This is a genomic window from Enterobacter sp. 03-F-07-AD-ECC, assembly GCF_047530935.1.
Taxonomy (GTDB): Bacteria; Pseudomonadota; Gammaproteobacteria; order Enterobacterales; family Enterobacteriaceae; genus Enterobacter; species Enterobacter cloacae.
Genome location: NZ_JBLKBZ010000010.1, coordinates 140,012 through 158,799 on the forward strand (window position 1 = coordinate 140,012; position 18,788 = coordinate 158,799).

Here is an 18,788-nt window from a genome sequence, read left to right on the forward strand (position 1 = left end):
TCTCAGGCGAACATCGGCAGCATCAGGTACAGCTTGATCACCAGCGCGTTGACGATATCAATAAAGAATGCCCCAACCATCGGTACCACCAGAAACGCCATATGCGAAGGCCCGAAACGTTCGGTGATTGCCTGCATATTGGCGATTGCCGTTGGCGTGGCACCCAGACCAAACCCACAGTGCCCCGCCGCCAGCACCGCGGCATCGTAGTTTTTGCCCATCATGCGCCAGGTAACGAACATCGCATAGAGCGCCATAAACAGCGCCTGCACCGCCAGAATGGCTACCATCGGCAGCGCCAGCGACGCCAGTTCCCACAGCTTAAGGCTCATCAGGGCCATCGCCAGGAACAGCGACAGGCAGACGTTACCCAGCACCGAGACCGCACGTTCAAACACGCGATAGAAGCCCATCAGGGCCAGACCATTGCTCAGGATCACCCCGATAAACAGCACACAAACAAAGGTCGGCAGTTCAAAGGCCGTGCCCGCCAGCCATTGCGCAACCACTTTTCCCAGCGTCAGACAGATGGCGATCATGGCGATTGTTTCAATCATCACTAGCGAGGTGATGGTGCGGCCAACGTCCGGCTTTTCGAACGCGGTGGGGACCAGTTCATCGTCCGGTCTGCCGTCCGGCGTGGTGGAGTGCTTCACCAGGTAGCGCGCTACCGGGCCGCCAATCAGACCGCCAAGCACCAGACCAAAGGTCGCGCAGGCCATCGCCACTTCCGTTGCGTTTTCAAAGCCATAGCGCTCGATAAACAGCTTACTCCACGCCGCCCCGGTACCGTGCCCGCCGGACAGAGTGATGGAGCCAGCCAGCAGACCCATCAGCGGATCCAGCCCCAGCAGAGACGCCATACCGATGCCGATGGCGTTTTGCATCAGCAGCAGACCAACCACGACAATCAGAAACACGCCCAGCACCTTACCGCCCGAGCGCAGGCTCGCCAGGTTGGCGTTCAGGCCGATAGTGGCAAAGAAGGCCAGCATCAGCGGATCTTTGAGGGACATATCGAAATCGATTTCCCAGCCCATGCTTTTTTTCAGCACCAGCAGGGCCAGCGCCACCAGCAACCCACCGGCAACAGGTTCAGGAATGGTGTACTTTTTCAGAAAGGAAACACTGTGTACCAGCTTGCGACCAAGCAGAAGAACCAGCGTTGCGGCAACAAGGGTCGACAACGTATCGAGATGAATCATAAGAGGCTCCTGTTATGCGCGTGTTCCATACACACGCGGCGTTATCCTGGGCCGGCTTATGCTCGTCATGAGCTACCGGCGCGAAAAGTGTAATTTTTTTTTCCTCCACGTTGTAGAAAACCTGCTCATACCGGCAGATTTTCTCTCTTTTTTTTGCTGGCAATCGTTTGCTTTTACCAGGTGGTCAGATAAAATGCCCGCTTTTCCACCGTGGGATTACCGTCGATGTCCGTTAACAGCATAGAGTCTCCTGATGCGCAACCGATTGCGCAGAAGCAAAATAGCGAACTGATTTACCGTCTTGAAGACCGCCCACCGCTTCCGCAGACGCTCTTCGCTGCCTGCCAGCATCTTCTGGCCATGTTTGTTGCGGTGATCACCCCGGCGCTGTTGATCTGTCAGGCGCTGGGTTTACCGGCTCAGGATACGCAGCACATCATCAGCATGTCCCTCTTCGCCTCCGGCGTAGCCTCAATTATTCAAATTAAAGCCTGGGGTCCGGTGGGGTCTGGCTTGCTGTCGATTCAGGGTACCAGTTTTAACTTTGTGGCACCGCTGATCATGGGCGGTACGGCGTTAAAAACCGGCGGGGCGGATGTCCCGACCATGATGGCGGCGCTGTTCGGCACGCTGATGCTGGCCAGCTGCACGGAGATGGTGATCTCCCGTGTTCTGCATCTGGCTCGCCGCGTCATCACCCCGCTGGTCTCGGGCGTGGTGGTGATGATTATCGGTCTGTCGCTGATTCAGGTGGGGCTGACCTCCATCGGTGGGGGCTATGCCGCAATGAGCGATCACACCTTTGGCGCACCAAAAAACCTGCTGCTGGCTGGCGTGGTGCTGGCCATCATTATTCTGCTCAACCGTCAGCGTAACCCGTACCTGCGCGTGGCCTCGCTGGTGATCGCCATGGCGGCCGGTTACCTGCTGGCGTGGGCGCTGGGCATGTTGCCGGAAAACACCGCGCCGACCAACAGCGCGCTGATCACCGTTCCAACGCCACTGTACTACGGCCTGGGCATTGACTGGGGTCTGCTGCTGCCGCTGATGCTGGTCTTTATGATCACCTCCCTGGAGACCATCGGCGATATCACCGCCACCTCCGATGTCTCGGAGCAGCCGGTGTCCGGCCCGCTGTACATGAAGCGTCTGAAAGGCGGCGTGCTGGCAAACGGTCTGAACTCCTTTGTCTCTGCCGTGTTTAATACATTCCCGAACTCCTGCTTCGGGCAGAACAACGGCGTGATCCAGCTGACCGGCGTGGCCAGCCGTTATGTCGGGTTTGTGGTGGCGCTGATGCTGATTGTCCTTGGCCTGTTCCCGGCCGTGAGTGGCTTTGTGCAGCACATCCCTGAGCCGGTTCTGGGCGGAGCAACGCTGGTGATGTTCGGTACTATCGCGGCCTCAGGCGTGCGAATCGTCTCCCGCGAGCCACTGAACCGCCGCGCGATCATGATTATTGCCCTGTCGCTGGCCGTGGGTCTGGGCGTTTCTCAGCAGCCGCTGATCCTGCAGTTTGCCCCGGACTGGGTGAAAAACCTGCTCTCTTCCGGCATCGCCGCTGGCGGTATCACCGCTATCGTGCTGAACCTCGTTTTCCCGCCAGAGAAAAACTGATTGTCCTCACGGCAGGCTGTCAATGCCTGCCGTGACATCTCTTTACACCATTCCCGCCTTGAGCATTGCGCGTAAATCGTGCATAACTCCTTTATGTACGTTTCGCGGGAAGGAAGACCATGAAATTTATTGGAAAGCTGCTCGTCTATCTTCTGGTAGCCCTGCTCCTTGTGCTGCTGGCACTCTATTTTCTGCTTCAGACCCGCTGGGGTGCGTCACAGGTCAGCAGTTGGGTAACGGTGAACACCGATTACGAACTCAGTTTCGACCTGATGGACCACCGCTTTTCGTCGCCTTCCCACATCCTTCTGGAAAACGTCACCTTTGGCCGCGACGGTCAGCCCGCCACGCTGGTGGCTAAAAAAGTCGATATTGGTCTTGGCAGCCGACAGCTCACCGATCCGCTGCATATGGACACCATCACCCTGGTCGATGGCACGCTGAACCTCTCTCCGCAGACCGCGCCGATGCCCTTCCAGGCAGACCGTCTGCAGCTAAACAACATGGCCTTCAACAGCCCCAACACGGAGTGGGATTTAAGCGCGCAAAAAGTGACGGGCGGTGTCAGCCCGTGGCAGCCAGAAGCGGGTAACGTGCTGGGCAAAAATGCGCAGATCCAGATGAGCGCGGGTTCGCTCACCCTGAACGGGGTACCGGCCACTAACGTGCTGATCCAGGGCCAGCTGAACGGCAAGGAGGTGGTGCTGAACACCATCGGTGCCGATATGGCGCGCGGCTCGCTTACCGGCTCCGCCCTGCGCAACGCCGACGGAAGCTGGGTCATCGACACCATGCGCCTGAACGAGATCCGCCTGCAGAGCGATAAATCGCTGCTGGATTTCTTCGCGCCGCTCAATACCATCCCCTCCTTGCAGATTGGCCGCCTGGAAGTCACCGATGCGCGCCTGCAGGGGCCAGACTGGGCCGTAACCGATCTGGATCTCAGCCTGCGCAACCTGACGCTGAGCAAAGGAGACTGGCAGAGCCAGGACGGGCGTTTATCCATGAATGCCAGCGAATTTATTTACGGCTCGCTGCATCTGTTCGACCCGATCCTGAATGCGGAATTCTCTCCGCAGGGCGTGGCGCTGCGCCAGTTCACCTCCCGCTGGGAAGGGGGCATGGTGCGCACCTCCGGCAACTGGCTGCGCGACGGTAAAGCGCTGGTACTGGACGATGTCGCCGTCGCCGGGCTGGAGTACACCCTGCCGCAGAACTGGAAAACGCTGTGGATGGATCCGCTGCCGGAATGGCTGAACAGCGTGACGCTGAAGAAATTCGGCCTGAGCCGCAACCTGGTGATCGACATTGATCCCGCGTTCCCGTGGCAGATCACCTCTCTTGATGGTTATGGGGCTAACCTGCAGCTGGCGCAGGACCACAAATGGGGCGTATGGGGCGGCAGCGCCACGCTAAACGGCGCAGCAGCCACCTTTAACCGCGTGGACGTGCGACGCCCGTCGCTGGCGCTGAACGCTAACGCCGCCACGGTCAATATCACCGATCTGAGCGCCTTTACCGAGAAAGGCATTCTGGAAGCCACCGCGACGGTTTCTCAGCTTGCGCAACGACAGACCACGGTGAGCCTGAACGGGCGCGGCGTGCCGCTCAACATCCTGCAGCAGTGGGGCTGGCCCGCGCTGCCGGTGAGCGGCGACGGCAATATTCAGCTGAATGCCAGCGGGAGTGTGCAGGCGAATACCCCGCTGAAGCCAACGGTAAATGGCAAGCTGAGCGCGGTAAATATGGATAAACAGCAGGTTCAGCAGACCATGACGGGTGGTGTAGTTTCAACACCACCCTCACCCCAGCCCTCTCCTTGAAAGGGAGAGGGAGTAAACCATTCCCTCGCCCCTTTGGGGAGAGGGTTAGGGTGAGGGGAATTAAAGGTGAGCCACCACCTCATCCCCCTCCGCGTTCACCACCACGCCCCACTCGCTTCCCGCGTATGAGCCACCTTTCACACCACTCACCTTCTGCACGTTGCGCAAGCATACCGACCAGTTCCGCGCTTCACCCGCGCCGGTAAGGGTCACAGTGTCGCCCTTGCGTGACGCCTTCAGCGTAAATACCACCGAACCGTCAGCCGCAGGCACCTCGCTCACTGCCGTTGCGCCCTCATCCAGGTTAAACAGCTGGAAGGCCGTGCCCTCATTCCAGGCGTAGTCCGGTTTGTGCTTGTTGTTACCGAGCGCCAGCAAGGTGTTGTCGCGCACATAAACCGGCAGGCTCATGAAATCGTGCTGCTGCTTATGCCAGCGACAGCCCTGAACCTCATCGTTGTGCCACAAGTGCGTCCAGCGACCTTCCGGCAGGTAAAACTGCACCTCACCCGCCTCGGAGAACACCGGCGCCACCATCAAGGCATCCCCCAGCATGTACTGACGGTCGAGATAGTCACATGCCGGATCGTCCGGGAACTCCAGCATCATCGCCCGCAGCATCGGCGTGCCGCACTCCCGTGCCAGCGCCGCCTGACGATAGAGGTACGGCATCAGCTGGCATTTCATCTGCGTAAAGTGGCGCACCACGTCACAGGACTCATCATCGTACGCCCACGGCACCCGGTAGGATTTGCTGCCATGCAGGCGGCTGTGGCTGGAGAACAGCCCGAACGCGCACCAGCGTTTGTAGACGTGCGCCGGGGCGGTGTTTTCGAACCCGCCGATATCGTGGCTCCAGAACCCGAAGCCGGACAGACCAATCGACAGGCCGCCGCGCAGGCTTTCCGCCATTGATTCATAGTTGGCATAGCAGTCGCCGCCCCAGTGCACCGGGAACTGCTGTGCGCCGACGGACGCCGAGCGCGCAAACAGCACCGCCTCCTCCTCGCCTACCGTCTCTTTCAGCACGTTCCACACCAGCGCGTTATAGATGAAGGCGTAATGGTTGTGCATCTTCTGCGGATCGGAACCGTCAAACCACTGCACATCCGTCGGGATACGCTCGCCGAAATCGGTTTTGAAGCAGTCCACGCCAATCTCCACCAGGCCCTTCAGCTTGTCGGCGTACCACCGGCACGCGTCCGGATTAGTGAAGTCGTAAATCGCCAGCCCGGGCTGCCATTTATCCCACTGCCACACGCTGCCATCCGGGCGCTTCAGCAGATAGCCCTTCTCTTTCAGCTCGTTAAACACCGGCGATTTCTGGCCGATGTACGGGTTGATCCACACGCAGACCTTCAGCCCCTTATCTTTCAGGCGGCGGATCATCCCTTCTGGATCCGGGAAAGTCACCGGGTCCCACTCAAAATCACACCACTGGAAGGCCTTCATCCAGAAGCAGTCAAAATGGAAGACGTGCAGCGGCAGGTCGCGTTCGGCCATGCCGTCGATGAAGCTGTTCACCGTTGCTTCGTCGTAGTTAGTGGTAAACGAGGTGGTGAGCCACAGGCCGAAGGACCACGCTGGCGGCAGCGCCGGACGACCGGTGAACTGCGTGTAGCGGTCCAGGACCGCTTTTGGCGTCGGGCCGTCGATCACAAAATACTCCAGATATTCGCCCTCGACGCTGAACTGTACTTTGGAGACCTTCTCCGAGCCGATTTCAAACGACACATTTTCCGGATGGTTGACCAGCACGCCGTAGCCGCGGTTGGTGAGATAGAACGGAATATTTTTGTAGGACTGCTCGGTGCTGGTGCCGCCGTCGCGGTTCCAGGTATCGACCTGCTGACCGTTGCGCACCAGGGCGGTAAAGCGCTCACCGAGGCCATAAACTGTTTCCCCGACGCCCAGATCCAGACGTTCGAACAGATAGTTGCGATTCGTGTTGCTGTCCTGCACGTAGCCGTTGTTTTTCAGTTCACTGCCGGTGATCCGCTGGCCGTTACGCAGAAAATCGAGCGCCCAGAATTCGCCTTTGGTGACGCGCACGCTGAGATTTCCGCTTTTCAGCTCGGCGTATTCGGCGTTATTTACCGTCTCGACCCTTACGTCCTTCAGCACGCTGAGCGGATAGTGCGGGCCTTTGTCCTGCGCCCCCTGGAAGTGCTCGATGCGCACCCCGACAATCCCTTCCTGCGGTGCGAAGAGCCGGACGGTGAACATCAACGTATCGAGCTGCCACGCGCGTTCCCGGACGTCACGCGGTGCCACATACACCACCAGGTCATTGCCCTGCTGCTCCACATCGAACACCTGGACCGGATACGTCACGGTCAGGCCAGGTTGAATAAGCCAGTTTCCATCACTGATTTTCATACTTTCGTCCTCCTGGTTCTGTAATCCTTTGCTGGCCGCCAGATGCCTGCCGTGTGGCGATACGGGCACTGAGACCGGTTACAGAGGTTTTAAACCATTGTTTCAGGAGCGAGTATTGCGTTTTCTGGTTAGCAAATTACGTTTCTTGTTTTTTGTGATCGGGGTAAATGTCGCGGAGCACGAAATGCTAACCTGAGGATTTTCTTAAGAATTAACTGAAATGGGGGTGTTCAGGTCAAAAGAGAGGTGAAAAAAGTGTGTCGGGGTATGTGGTAAATGTCTGAAAGTAGCTATAATGCGCCCCGCCTCCATGTAGCAATGCAGGCGCGGAAGATCGTCATCTCCGGTGAGGTGGCTGGACTTCAAATCCAGTTGGGGACGCCAGCGTTCCCGGGCAGGTTCGACTCCTGTGATCTTCCGCCAAAGTTACTCCTCATCCATCCGAGAAAGTCTTAAAAACCCTTTATTTTCAATTACCATTGTAGATTAATCATCCGTAGCAGATCCGACAAGATCACCCTGAATCCATGAAATATATGTATAGTGATGTGTATAGATTTTTTATACACATTTTTGACTTATACACATGGCACTTACAGATATATAAATCAAACGAGCAAAGCCCCAAGACAAATCCATACACATTGAACGACGGGCAAGGCCTGTCGTTGCTTATCAATCCCGATGGCTCGAAGGTCTGGCGTTTCCGTTTCCGCTTTGCCGGGAAAGCGCGGTTAATGTCATTTGGCAACTACAATTTGGTAAGCCTTGCAGAAGCACGTGAGAAGCGTGACACCGCCCGTAAGAAAGTTGCTAGTGGCATTGACTCCGTTGAAGATCGGAAAGCCCAAAAACTGGCACAGAAACTCTCAACAGAAAAATCATTCGAGGCTATATGTCGAGAGTGGCACACTAACAAAGCTGACCGCTGGACAGTGGCCTATCGCGAAAAAATGATTAAGACATTTGAGCAAGATGTGTTCCGTTCATTGGTAAACGTCCTATTACTGCTTGAAGTATTGCGACGAATCGAAAAACGTGGAGCGCTGGATAAGACCAGAAAAGTGCGCCAAAGATGCGGTGAGGTTTATCGCTATGCGATTATCACAGGTCGGGCTGAATACAACCCAGCTCCTGATTTAGCTATCGCACTGGCCGTTCCTAAGCAATTGCATCATCCTTTTTTATACGCCGAAGAGTTGCCACATTTTGTTAGAGATCTTGAAGCGTATACCGGTAGCATCATCACCAAAAATGCTACGAAGATAGTCATGCTGACTGGTATACGATCGCAGGAGATGCGCTTTGCTACGTGTGAAGAAGTAGACCTCGAAAAAGGTATATGGGAGATACCAGCGGAACGTATGAAAATGCGTAGGCCTCACATTGTTCCTTTATTTTCTCAGGTAGTAGACCTTTTTAAACAGCTAAAACCTATAACCGGCCATTACCCTTCCATCTTTACTGGCAGGCACAACCGCAGCAAACCGATCTCGAAAGAAAGCGTATCGCAAGTGATTGAGTTACTTGGTTACAAAGGACGTGCTACAGGTCACGGTTTTAGGCATACAATGTCGACAATCCTACATAAACAAGGATTTGATAGTGCATGGATTGAGATGCAGTTGGCACATGTTCATAAAAACAGTATTCGCGGGACTTACAATCACGCTCAATACATTGAGCACAGAAAAAAAATGATGCGATGGTATTCTGATAAATACTCCCTGGGGGCATAAGAAATGGACTTATTTAATAAACATATAGCTAATATATTAAGAGCGAAGGACGAGGAGTCTTTAGCTATTTTTGTTGGGGCTGGAGTGTCAAAGTCATCTGAAACAAAAACCATAAAAATGCCTACATGGGGAGATTTAATTGACTCACTCATATCAGATCTAAATATTGAGGGGGAAACAGATTATCTAAAAATCGCACAACTTTATTATCTCACATTTGGTGAGCATCTTTACTATAAAAAAATCAAAGATTTCTTTCCTGATAATATTCCTCATTCAAAAATCCATGACCTAATATTTAAGTTGAGCCCTCACTCTGTTATTACTACAAATTGGGATACGCTACTTGAAACAGCTATAAATGCTAAAACTTATTTTTACAATGTAATAAGCAGTGATAAAGATTTGATGAAGTCTTATCTAGGAAAAAAGTTAATAAAAATGCATGGTGATTTTAAAAATCACAATATTGTCTTTAAAGAAGATGATTATTTGAATTATAGCTACAACTTCCCGTTAATTGAAAACTATGTTAAGAGTATCATATCTACGCATACTGTGCTGTTCTTGGGATATTCATATAATGATATAGATCTCAAACAAATCATCAAGTGGACTCAAAATCATTCATCTGTAAGACCACCAATGTATCTTGTTGTATTTAAAGATATCCCAGCGCAAAGGAAGTATCTTGAAAGCCATGGTATTACTACAATTATTTTAGCCGATGAAAAACATAAGCCTTTTAACAATGATTCATACTCAAACAAGTTATATACTTTTCTCCATAACTTAAACAGCCTTGAGTTATGCACAAACTTAAGTGATATAGAAATAATTAACGTTATTTATTCAAGAGTAAAATCGCTACATTCTCTAAATGCAATTCTTGCCGAGCAGATCACAAGATGTTTTACTAATTGTGGTTTAATGTATATTGAAGATAATGGACCAAAAGCTTTATTGCGATTTTACGATACTGAAGTAACCTCTAGTGACAACAATATAGAGCTTAGAGGATTTTATAAAAAATTCGTAAGTATCCTTAATGATGATGGAAAGATTGAAAAGTATAAATCTCAACTTCAAAAATTATTTTTTATATTCAAAAAAGCTAGTATATATGGTGTCATTGTAAATGATAAGCATGATAGAGCATTACTAACCTCTGAAATATTGCAAAATGATTCATTAATCAAAATCGACAAAGAAATAAACTTCAATTATTACGAAAACATTACACCAACACGATCGAACAATTTAATTAATAACATTGATAAATCCAGGCAATATAATTGCTTCCAGTTAAATAAACTTGATGAAGCTTATAGCATCATTGAGGACGAACTTTCGGAAGAAATAAGGCAAAAAGACTATGCGAACATTTTCATTTCGCTTTTCAATCAAAATATTATACTAAATCGTTTGAAGTATGGGTTTTCAAGTGACAAAGATAACTATTCAACTCTCGAAGAAAACAAAATTCATGAGTTATATGACAACCTTCCGAGAAACATAAAAAAGACTGTTTCAGTCATATACGACCTAGTAACGTTTGATTATTTGCTAAGCCTTCATTATACCGTTAGTTCACTATTAACAAAATATAGTGACATTAGAAAAAGAAATACAAAGTTATTAGTTGACGGGGATCTTTACAAAACGGATTTTCTATTTGAAAACCTTATAATATTTGTATTAAAAAATGGTTGTTTGATCGATGTATACAAAGAATTCAAAGATGTAATTCGAAAGGTCATTGAAATAAAAATCATAAAAAATGCTGGCAAGGGCGAACTTTATTTAACAAAGCTAGAATTATACTCCTGCATTAACTATATTGACGAGAAAACCCTTGCCCTTCTTTTGAGAAAAGAAGACAAAAAACCAATAAAACTATCTGTGCAACCAAAAGAATTAGACTGGTTAATACTCATAGCGCTCAATAATTTAGCAAAATCATATAGTAAAAACTCAAGGGCTTTTAACCCGGTCGAAACTAAACTAATTAACACATTAAAGATACTATCTTTAACTAAAGTAACTGTCGAACAAGATTCCATAGTATTGAAAACAATAGATGACACCCTAAAATCTTCTTATCATAACCTAGCATTCTATGATGCCATTTCAGAATATATTGTCTTAAGGTATAACGCTAAAGATGAGAACTCATCTATTGACGGAATCAAATCCTTAATTGATACGATTCTCGAAAAGCTGATAAGCAGAAATATTGGCGGGTATGAGTTAATAGCTATAGTCAATCGTGGCCTTGCTAATATTTTCTCTGTGGCGAAAAACTTAGGCATCAATATTGAAGACGCTGATAAGATTGATAAGTTATTAGTTGAGATTAGTTCATATTCAAATGCAGACAGAGCAAGAGCTGTAGAAACCATACTATATGACCTGTATAGAATAACTACTGGAGAAATCAGGGAAAAGATAAAAACATTCATCAAAAATACCTCAACTGTTGATTTTAGTGAAGAGAGAAAAATTAAGTTTGAATTATTTTTATTAGCCTCGGAAATTTCTGATAATTATGACGATCTTCCTGAGAGAGTTACTAAAATCATTGAAAACTATAAAGGATTTACCTTTAACTCTGAAGCAGAGTCAATCAGAAATTTATTGCGCCACATAGTTAATAAACTAAATTTAAGTGATTTTTCACCCGTTCTCTCGAAGATTGAGGAAGTAATTAATAATTATAAATAATTTCTTTCTCGGCGCGTAATGCTCTCCCCGCCCCGCCTACCCGCTTAAGGGGGCGCTTCTAATGCAGGTTCATGGGCGGCCTCAGGGAACGCCAGTGCTGGAGCTGACGGGGGATCTAGTGTCGGAAAAACGCATGCAAAACCATGCACCTTATGCATGCATGGCTTTTTTACAGGAAAATAGCGGTGTTTTCGGGAATTTTTGAAAGGACTATTGCGCGGCCAGTTATGCGCGTCGGTGGGTGTAATTCACGCTCTGTTCAGGTATGAATTTTTCACGATTATCATCGCACGAGGCCGCGTCAGGCCTGAATCCGATGGTCGTTAAAATGTCATGATCCTGCTCCGAATAATTAATTTTTTCACCGACGGCCAGCCAGACCTGTAGCGCCTCACGCAGATAGTCGACCGAGTGCTGCATGGCGCAGCGCTGAATGGTGGAATGCTGCCCGGAATAATTCATTAGCTCCTGGGCAAGGGCGGCGGCCAGCTCCGCTCCGTGCGCCTGCATAAAATCATTCAGACGGTTATATGGAGGTCAACGGATACAGAAACGTACTCAGCCTAAAAATATTTGGACTAGGGCTACCAGCGATGCTTAAAGAATACGGCCTGAATTATGAAAAGCGACGAACGAACCAAAGAATGCAGACAAATTTAATTATTAGGGTGAAAAGCAATGCAGATTGGCTACCGAAATGTGATTAGTCTGTGACCTAATAATCTGTAAAGACCGGCCATGACCGGTCTTTGTACTAAATGCTCTAGCGTACAAACAACCACTTTTACTTATTTAAAATTCTATACAAATTAGAAAAGTTATAACCTTTCGTGAATGGCATTAAACCACATGATAACCTCGCCATCCGGATCGCGTGCATTTAGCATTTCATACGTCATTTTCGCTGTGGCAAACTTGTTGATTTTTTTCTTAGCCTTGCTCTCGTTGAAACGAGTCAAGGCAGAAACTTCGGTCGATACATCTGTAGTATCCTCAATGGCTATATCTATATTAAAAACCGCACGAATAGCATCGGGATGTAGATAATTTTCCATTTCACGCTTAGAGGTCATAAATGCAATAGATCCATCAGCTCGTGAATTAACCGCTGTGAACTCAGCTTCATACTGAGGTGGAGTCGTTATATCACGATCGTAAATGTGAACCTCAGGTTTTTTCAAAGTTCTTAGATAATTATTATTTACCCAATCTTTGAGAGTGTGACCTCCCATGGGGATAAAAACTATTCTTGGATCATTCATCATATCTGGAATATTAGCAACACCATTATCAAGATATATCTTGCCAATGTTTTTTAAGAAAATTATATCATTAGGACCTTCTACGCAAACTAATACAGAAGCTCTACTATCAGGATATACGCCAAGATCATTAGCAATGTTTTTTAAAACGATATCATTTCCATTTTTAATTTCCAAACCGTTATCAAGGGTTTTGGTTATATGACGTAGTGATTCTGTTGGTATCATTTCTACAAGTGCTGGTACGTGAGTTGTAATTAAAACCTGACATTTTTCTGAATTGGCTAACTCCTGGAAGGCTTCAATGAGTAAGCGTTGATTAGTTGGATGTTGAGATGTTTCTGGTTCTTCAATCGCATAAATCACCCCTTTTTCAGGAAATTCCTTTTGTAGCCTTTCAGCTTCGGCTTTGAAAAAGCTAATAAGGACTAAACGTCTGACACCACTCCCACGCTTATTGATAGCTATTCCTCTTTCATCTTCCAATGAAAGTTTAAAAATATTCTCCCATTTAGGTTCTACTTTGAATTTAGGAATTAAACTTGAAGCTAAATTGGGAGAAATATCATGTAAGTGTTTAATTGTATTTCCGGCTACGGAAATTGCATGATCCTTAACGCTATCCTTAATTAATTCAAGTTGATCATCAATTTTTTGCAACGCTGTTAGCACCGCCGATTTCATCGGATCTTGCACTTCCGATTCCTCATCTGTACTCGGTCTATCTGCACGAAATAAAGCAAAGTGAGGTAATTTTTCATATATTTTTTCGCAAATAACCTTGCCTTCTTCTGCATTCAATTTAATAAAAGCCTCTTTGAGCTTCAAATCACCAATCTCTTTGTAAATTTCTTTCCTTAAGCTAACATTTGATCTTTTATCTGCTTCATTTACACCAATTAATTCAGCTATTGTTTTGAGTTCATCATTTTTTTTAGTGAGTAGCGATTTTGCTCCTTTAACTGAGGGGGCTATGCATTTGGCCTGAACGCTTCCATTACCTTTTCCTTTCACAAAAATTTTATATATTTCTAACTTACCTTCACTATTTAATAAATATTCTTCTTTAAGACTGGTTATGGATGTTGCATCTAATATTATAGGCACATCAACTTCAGAAAAAATACAACCAATCGCAACATCATCGTTATCAATACAATCTACGCACTTATCAGTTGTATCATATTTACATAGTTTATGTTCGAAGAAGATCCCAAGAGCATCTAAGATTGTTGTTTTACCAACATCATTACGCCCAACTAAAGCTGTTAAAGAGTTTATATCTATGCTGTGTTCGCCTTGATAGCCACGAAAATTTTTTAAGATTAACTTTTCAAGTCTCATATTTTATTACCATTTTCATATTGGATAATGAATACAGCTTATTAAAATGCATTCAAATATATAAAAAAATCATGGCATTTATAATTAATTTTTTTTAATATGTGATTTTTGTAGCAAAAAAAGAGCATTGGAGCATATAGCACGTTTAATGCCGCTTACAAGATACTATGCAAATCTTTTATGATAATTTTATCGAAAGATTTATCATTACATCCCCCCCCTAAATCTTAAACGGACTTGCATAGTATGAATAATAATTTACAACACTTGATGCTAAAAAACGAGTAATCAAGTGTTCACTATCCACCGTCCTTTCACTCCATATACAATTGAAAAATAAGAAAAATGTTGATATGAACAACTTAAATAGTGTTTATAGAAATTAGTTATACTGACCAAGATCACTAAACAAACTTACTGCGAATGTGTATAGGAATGCGTATAACTTATTTCACAAATATAAAATTTTCATTAGGTTACGATTCATTATTGACTTCTATGATCGCCAAAAGTTCGTCCGCAACTATCCACGAAAGTCTAAAAAATCTCTACTTTCATTCACATTGTTATTCATTGATCCGTAGCAGTCCGACAAGCTAACTTTGAATCAATATTAAATAAATAGCACTGCGTATAGATCTTTTATAAACAATTTTGGCTTATACACCTGGCACTGACGGCCACGCATTTTAAATGTGATCTGCTGCCCGTAAACTAATAACTTTTTTGACAACAATAACGTGTACAGAAACATGCGCAACCGCGGCTCTCCAAACAGGGATCCAGACCAACCACTCACTCAAATAGTAGAGCGACTATTGACAACCAAAGTGCTCCGCTCCCGCAGCGAATGCTGAAATCCCAGACCGGCAATAGCCGATCCTTTTACATCTACTATTATTTCGTAATTTAACAAGAAAGACAGATTAGGAATTTATTCTTACCAAACGAAGATATTTATGGTTATTATCGGGTAAGGATATGGTGATGGAATTATATTATGGAAGAAGGTGGAATGACCGTCGTTATGTCACCGGTACAACTGGCGGCGGTGCTTTCAGATAAGAGCGTGACAGAAGCGGAAACGCTAAGTAACCGATTACTGGGGGGGCTTGGCGTTTTACTTGGAGCAGTAGAAATGGCCGGAGCTACGGCACTTTGTATTGCACCAGAACCAACTGGCCTCACGAAAGCGGGATGTGTGGTTGTGGGTGCACATAGTCTTGACGCCATTCAAAGTGCAGCCAGACAAGCAATAACCGGACAGGATACCCGCTCTGCAACATACGAGCTTGCCGTTCGTGCTGCAAAGGAGCTTGGGGCTGATGAAAATACGGCTCTCAATATCGGCATGACGGTTGATATTGCTGTTCCACTCGGGTTTGCAGCGGCTATCGGTGCCGCAAGAGTAGCAGCCGTTAAAGCTGGTCGTATCAAACTTATCCAGCATGAATCTGTTACAGGTCTTAAACCCGGTGGCCATACACTCGCAAATCATGTTGGAAAAACGGATAATGAGTTACTTGCCCGATTCGAGCAGAATAAGCGACTCATAATGTCTTCAACATTTAAAAATTTAAACGTTGCAGAAAGCGTTATATCAAGAGCAATATATTATAATCGAGCAAATATAAAATCATTACTTGACGGGGGAAACAGAGGGGGGCGCCTTACTATAGTTTACCCGGCAGGTCAGGAGATTGGATATGGGTTTTCACGAGGTAGTACACAGCGTATCAGCATGCGAAGTGTGAGGATTGTTATTGAGCTGAAAGAATATAATGGTAAGCCTTACTATATCCTTACTGCATTCCCGACCCCGTAGGTGAATTATGCAAAATTTCTATCATCTTGATCAGTTGATTCATGGTTACTTCAATCAGGATTATGACCTCATTAATGATGGTGAGGATACAATTGAGGGAATAATTGGGCTATTTAAAAAGACGGCACCTGGTTGGTTGTTAAAAGAGCTAGCCGAAGAGATTGATAATTTTATTGAGTGTTACGGAGACAAGCTGGATGATGAGTTCAAAAGCCGATATGGATTTGATTTTTCGCCTGAGCTGTGGGAGACGACCTCTTACGACTTCCTGATGACGGTTCGCAGACTTGCGCTTGCTTAGCAACCGCGACTCATTGTCGAAGTGCGATGAACCCGTAGTGAATTATCCCTTTGGCTCCAGGCCTTTTCGTCGTAAAGCCTCCCTCGCCAGTTCCTTCAACCAACTGGCGAGACTCACCCCTTCCTCAGCCGCCACGGCATCCAACTGCTCCTTCAACGCCGGATCAATACGCATCTTAAATTGCGGGGACTGCCCACCGCCTTTTGGTTTTTTTTCGCGCGATATGATTGACATGAGGCCACCTATCCATCTACTCTGAACCATATAGGAGGCCACCTAAACCTCCTCTACTAGCAACGCTCCGATGTGCGGGAACACATCAGGAGCGTCTAACCTCACCAACTATCAAGGAGTTGATTATGGCTGATTCGCATTCTACCCCAGACACCGACCAATCCGGAACCGAGCGTTCGTTAATTGTGGGATACCGGCCGAATGTTTTCGACAAATCCACGCCGAAAATCATCCTTTCCGGCAAGTGGCTGCGCGCGGCGGGTTTTGATACTGGGCAGCAAGTCACGATAAAAGTCATGAAAGGATGCATCGTTCTGGTGGCGTATAACGAGCAGGAGCAGAGGTTGCAGGATGATTATAAACGGACGAAAGCAAAGCTTATTGAGATAGAGAACGCGCTTACAGCCATCCAAACTCCGCGTGCTGGAAAGCGCCTCGCAAAAACAAATACAAACCACCTGGCTTAGCGGCTGTTTCTGGCATACTACGAACTTACCGACATCAACCTTATAGGGTGGGGGCAGCATGACATATGAAGAATTAATCAATTCACCAGCCGGTGAGTTCGTCATGTTTGCCAGCAAGGATGGAAAAGTTCGCATTGAATGCCGCTTCGAAAGCGATACTTTGTGGCTCTCACAGGCTACGATCTGTGAGTTATACGGCAAAGCCAAAGCAACGATCAGTGGGCATATCAAGAATATTTTTGATGAGGGTGAGCTGGTCGAAAATTCAGTTGTTCGGTTTTACCGAACAACTGCCAGCGATGGTAAAGTATATAACGTTCAATATTTTAGCCTGCCCGTCATTCTCGCCATCGGCTATCGCGTCCGCTCCACGCGAGGAACACAGTTCCGCCAGTGGGCCACCCAAACGCTGCAGGAATATCTGGTAAAAGGCTTCGTTATGGACGACGAGCGCCTGAAAAACCCGCCTGTGGGATCATCCGCCGTACCTGACTATTTCGATGAAATGCTGGAACGCATTCGCGATATACGGGCCAGCGAACGCCGGGTTTATCTCCGTGTGAGGGAGATTTTTGCATTAGCCGCTGACTATCAGCCGTCACTCAAAGAAACCACGCAATTCTTCCAGACCATCCAGAATAAACTGCATTTTGCCTGCACCGGCCTTACCGCCGCTGAGTTGATTCACCAGCGTGCGGACGCCACGCAACCGTATATGGGGCTGACCAGCTATAAAGGCGAAGAAGTCCGTAAAAGCGATGTCACCACAGCAAAAAATTATCTGTCTCAGGATGAAGTCAGCGAACTAAATCGTGTCGTTAATATGTGGCTCGACTTTGCTGAAGATCAGGCCAAACGCCGCAAGCAGGTATTTTTACGAGACTGGCAAACCAAACTCGATCAGTTCCTGCAATTTAACGACCGGGACGTTTTAGAAGGCGCAGGCAAAATCAGCAAAAAAGCGGCGGATGAAAAGGCGTGTTCAGAATACATTGAGTATGAAAAGAAGCAGCGCCTGCTGAAAGAAGCCGAGGGAGAGAAAGATATTGTCGGCTTATTAAAATGGGATAAGCAGGCTAAGCGCTAATCCCTATTCAACCGCATATGCAGCAACGGAAACGGATTCCCCTGCCCATCAACCTCTGAGCGGCCGACCTGCACAAACCCCATATGGCGATAAAACGCGACGCCCTGCGGGTTTTGCTCATTCACATCCACTTCGTTTACGCCAAACTCTGCGATGGCATAGTGCAGCAGTAATTTCCCCACGCCCTTTCCCCGGCTCGCATCATCAACAAACAGCATTTCAATGCGGTTTTCATCCACGCCTAAAAAGCCGTGGATAACACCTGCATCATCGCGGGCCAACACGACGGTGAGGTTTGGCAGATACGCGTTGAGCAATAGCGGGCGCAGAGCCGCGATATCGCTTTCCTGTAAAAAGTGATGGGTAGCGCGAACGGAAGATTCCCAGATTGCGACCAGGCGTTCGAAGTGTGAGGGATGTGCGGTTTCTATTTTCATGAGGGGATCATGTTTGGAAAACCGAACTAATGCAAGTCACGCTGTGCGTGCTGCTCCCCCTCACCCTCTCCCACAGGGCTGAGGAATCCCCAGTAATTTTTTACCGAAAGCGATGAATGTTGTTTCAGGAAAATAAATGACTTACAGCGACGCCCTGGTCCGGCTGTAAATCGCTGAGGCGTTTCCTGCAGGCCGGGGCGAGGCGCAGGGATGCGCCGAGAGGGCGGCTTTACATGGACGTTACATCCGCCCGTCCCCGATAAGCCGGAAGGAATAAGCCGAGGGCACCGCGAAGCGGCGATTTACCGCCGGGAGCCCGGGTCGCCAGGGTGGTGGCGACTGAG

Annotated in this window: 12 protein-coding genes, 1 tRNA gene and 3 pseudogenes; 10 read left to right on the plus strand and 6 right to left on the minus strand. The window is 47.6% G+C overall.

What is annotated here, in order from left to right; all coding sequences use genetic code 11:
- Positions 1 to 2 precede the first annotated feature (2 nt).
- The gene (gene gltS / locus ACMWKA_RS16345) at positions 3 to 1,205 is read right to left on the minus strand and encodes a sodium/glutamate symporter (RefSeq protein ID WP_013094878.1); all 1,203 of its coding nucleotides are present in this window, start codon (positions 1,203 to 1,205) and stop codon (positions 3 to 5) included.
- Between the two features lie 225 nt (positions 1,206 to 1,430).
- Between gltS and xanP the strand changes: the two genes are divergently transcribed.
- Complete coding sequence (gene xanP / locus ACMWKA_RS16350) at positions 1,431 to 2,822, plus strand: xanthine/proton symporter XanP (RefSeq protein ID WP_014830139.1); 1,392 nt, start codon at positions 1,431 to 1,433, stop codon at positions 2,820 to 2,822.
- Between the two features lie 119 nt (positions 2,823 to 2,941).
- The gene (locus ACMWKA_RS16355) at positions 2,942 to 4,645 is read left to right on the plus strand and encodes an AsmA family protein (protein ID WP_414760423.1); all 1,704 of its coding nucleotides are present in this window, start codon (positions 2,942 to 2,944) and stop codon (positions 4,643 to 4,645) included.
- 60 nt (positions 4,646 to 4,705) lie between these two features.
- Here ACMWKA_RS16355 and yicI read toward each other — a convergent pair whose 3' ends face one another.
- Positions 4,706 to 7,024, minus strand: coding sequence for an alpha-xylosidase (yicI, locus tag ACMWKA_RS16360; RefSeq protein WP_414760424.1), 2,319 nt, complete (start codon positions 7,022 to 7,024; stop codon positions 4,706 to 4,708).
- Between the two features lie 328 nt (positions 7,025 to 7,352).
- On the opposite strand from yicI, the gene ACMWKA_RS16365 reads away from it, so the two are divergent.
- From ACMWKA_RS16365 to ACMWKA_RS16375, 3 genes and pseudogenes are all read left to right on the plus strand, one after another.
- Positions 7,353 to 7,447: transfer RNA gene (locus tag ACMWKA_RS16365), tRNA-Sec, on the plus strand.
- 184 nt (positions 7,448 to 7,631) lie between these two features.
- A pseudogene (locus ACMWKA_RS16370) lies at positions 7,632 to 8,763 on the plus strand (tyrosine-type recombinase/integrase).
- A gap of 3 nt (positions 8,764 to 8,766) precedes the next feature.
- The gene (locus ACMWKA_RS16375) at positions 8,767 to 11,487 is read left to right on the plus strand and encodes an SIR2 family protein (RefSeq protein WP_414760425.1); all 2,721 of its coding nucleotides are present in this window, start codon (positions 8,767 to 8,769) and stop codon (positions 11,485 to 11,487) included.
- A gap of 225 nt (positions 11,488 to 11,712) precedes the next feature.
- Here ACMWKA_RS16375 and ACMWKA_RS16380 read toward each other — a convergent pair.
- Positions 11,713 to 12,015 (minus strand): annotated as a pseudogene (locus tag ACMWKA_RS16380) (phage polarity suppression protein); the annotation flags it as partial.
- Between ACMWKA_RS16380 and ACMWKA_RS16385 the strand changes: the two are divergent.
- Positions 12,015 to 12,194 (plus strand): annotated as a pseudogene (locus ACMWKA_RS16385) (primase-like DNA-binding domain-containing protein); the annotation flags it as partial. The pseudogenes ACMWKA_RS16380 and ACMWKA_RS16385 sit on opposite strands and share 1 nt — an antisense overlap.
- 111 nt (positions 12,195 to 12,305) lie before the next feature.
- On the opposite strand, the gene ACMWKA_RS16390 reads toward ACMWKA_RS16385, so the two are convergent.
- Complete coding sequence (locus ACMWKA_RS16390; RefSeq protein ID WP_414760426.1) at positions 12,306 to 14,093, minus strand: ATP-binding protein; 1,788 nt, start codon at positions 14,091 to 14,093, stop codon at positions 12,306 to 12,308.
- Between the two features lie 1,000 nt (positions 14,094 to 15,093).
- Here ACMWKA_RS16390 and ACMWKA_RS16395 point away from each other — a divergent pair.
- Together ACMWKA_RS16395 and ACMWKA_RS16400 are read left to right on the plus strand one after the other, a co-directional pair.
- Positions 15,094 to 15,918, plus strand: a complete 825-nt coding sequence (locus tag ACMWKA_RS16395; RefSeq protein ID WP_414760427.1) for an RNase A-like domain-containing protein — start codon at positions 15,094 to 15,096, stop codon at positions 15,916 to 15,918.
- Positions 15,919 to 15,925: 7 nt separating this feature from the next.
- Entirely contained in the window at positions 15,926 to 16,219 is a 294-nt protein-coding gene (locus ACMWKA_RS16400; RefSeq protein ID WP_020686479.1) for a contact-dependent growth inhibition system immunity protein, read from the plus strand.
- Positions 16,220 to 16,261: 42 nt separating this feature from the next.
- On the opposite strand, the gene ACMWKA_RS16405 is transcribed toward ACMWKA_RS16400, so the two are convergent.
- Positions 16,262 to 16,453 carry a toxin-antitoxin system HicB family antitoxin gene (locus ACMWKA_RS16405; protein WP_028028019.1) on the minus strand — a complete coding sequence of 64 codons (192 nt, stop codon included), beginning with the start codon at positions 16,451 to 16,453 and terminating at the stop codon, positions 16,262 to 16,264.
- A gap of 125 nt (positions 16,454 to 16,578) precedes the next feature.
- On the opposite strand from ACMWKA_RS16405, the gene ACMWKA_RS16410 reads away from it, so the two are divergent.
- Entirely contained in the window at positions 16,579 to 16,920 is a 342-nt protein-coding gene (locus tag ACMWKA_RS16410) for a SymE family type I addiction module toxin (protein ID WP_038982749.1), read from the plus strand.
- A gap of 58 nt (positions 16,921 to 16,978) precedes the next feature.
- Entirely contained in the window at positions 16,979 to 18,007 is a 1,029-nt protein-coding gene (locus tag ACMWKA_RS16415) for a virulence RhuM family protein (protein ID WP_047024215.1), read from the plus strand.
- Here ACMWKA_RS16415 and ACMWKA_RS16420 read toward each other — a convergent pair.
- Positions 18,004 to 18,444: an acetyltransferase gene (locus tag ACMWKA_RS16420; RefSeq protein WP_349705538.1), complete on the minus strand. Its 441-nt coding sequence runs from the start codon at positions 18,442 to 18,444 to the stop codon at positions 18,004 to 18,006. The two genes, ACMWKA_RS16415 and ACMWKA_RS16420, sit on opposite strands and share 4 nt — an antisense overlap.
- Between the last annotated feature and the right edge of the window lie 344 nt (positions 18,445 to 18,788).

Excerpts from the sequence above, each read along its gene's own strand:
- ACMWKA_RS16390 (WP_414760426.1), bottom strand. The coding sequence starts at position 14,093 with ATGAGACTTGAAAAGTTAATCTTAAAAAATTTTCGTGGCTATCAAGGC.
- gltS (WP_013094878.1), bottom strand. The coding sequence starts at position 1,205 with ATGATTCATCTCGATACGTTGTCGACCCTTGTTGCCGCAACGCTGGTT.
- ACMWKA_RS16395 (WP_414760427.1), top strand. The coding sequence starts at position 15,094 with ATGGAAGAAGGTGGAATGACCGTCGTTATGTCACCGGTACAACTGGCG.
- xanP (WP_014830139.1), top strand. The coding sequence starts at position 1,431 with ATGTCCGTTAACAGCATAGAGTCTCCTGATGCGCAACCGATTGCGCAG.
- ACMWKA_RS16420 (WP_349705538.1), bottom strand. The coding sequence starts at position 18,444 with ATGAAAATAGAAACCGCACATCCCTCACACTTCGAACGCCTGGTCGCA.
- ACMWKA_RS16415 (WP_047024215.1), top strand. The coding sequence starts at position 16,979 with ATGACATATGAAGAATTAATCAATTCACCAGCCGGTGAGTTCGTCATG.
- ACMWKA_RS16355 (WP_414760423.1), top strand. The coding sequence starts at position 2,942 with ATGAAATTTATTGGAAAGCTGCTCGTCTATCTTCTGGTAGCCCTGCTC.
- yicI (WP_414760424.1), bottom strand. The coding sequence starts at position 7,024 with ATGAAAATCAGTGATGGAAACTGGCTTATTCAACCTGGCCTGACCGTG.
- ACMWKA_RS16400 (WP_020686479.1), top strand. The coding sequence starts at position 15,926 with ATGCAAAATTTCTATCATCTTGATCAGTTGATTCATGGTTACTTCAAT.
- ACMWKA_RS16405 (WP_028028019.1), bottom strand. The coding sequence starts at position 16,453 with ATGTCAATCATATCGCGCGAAAAAAAACCAAAAGGCGGTGGGCAGTCC.
- ACMWKA_RS16410 (WP_038982749.1), top strand. The coding sequence starts at position 16,579 with ATGGCTGATTCGCATTCTACCCCAGACACCGACCAATCCGGAACCGAG.
- ACMWKA_RS16375 (WP_414760425.1), top strand. The coding sequence starts at position 8,767 with ATGGACTTATTTAATAAACATATAGCTAATATATTAAGAGCGAAGGAC.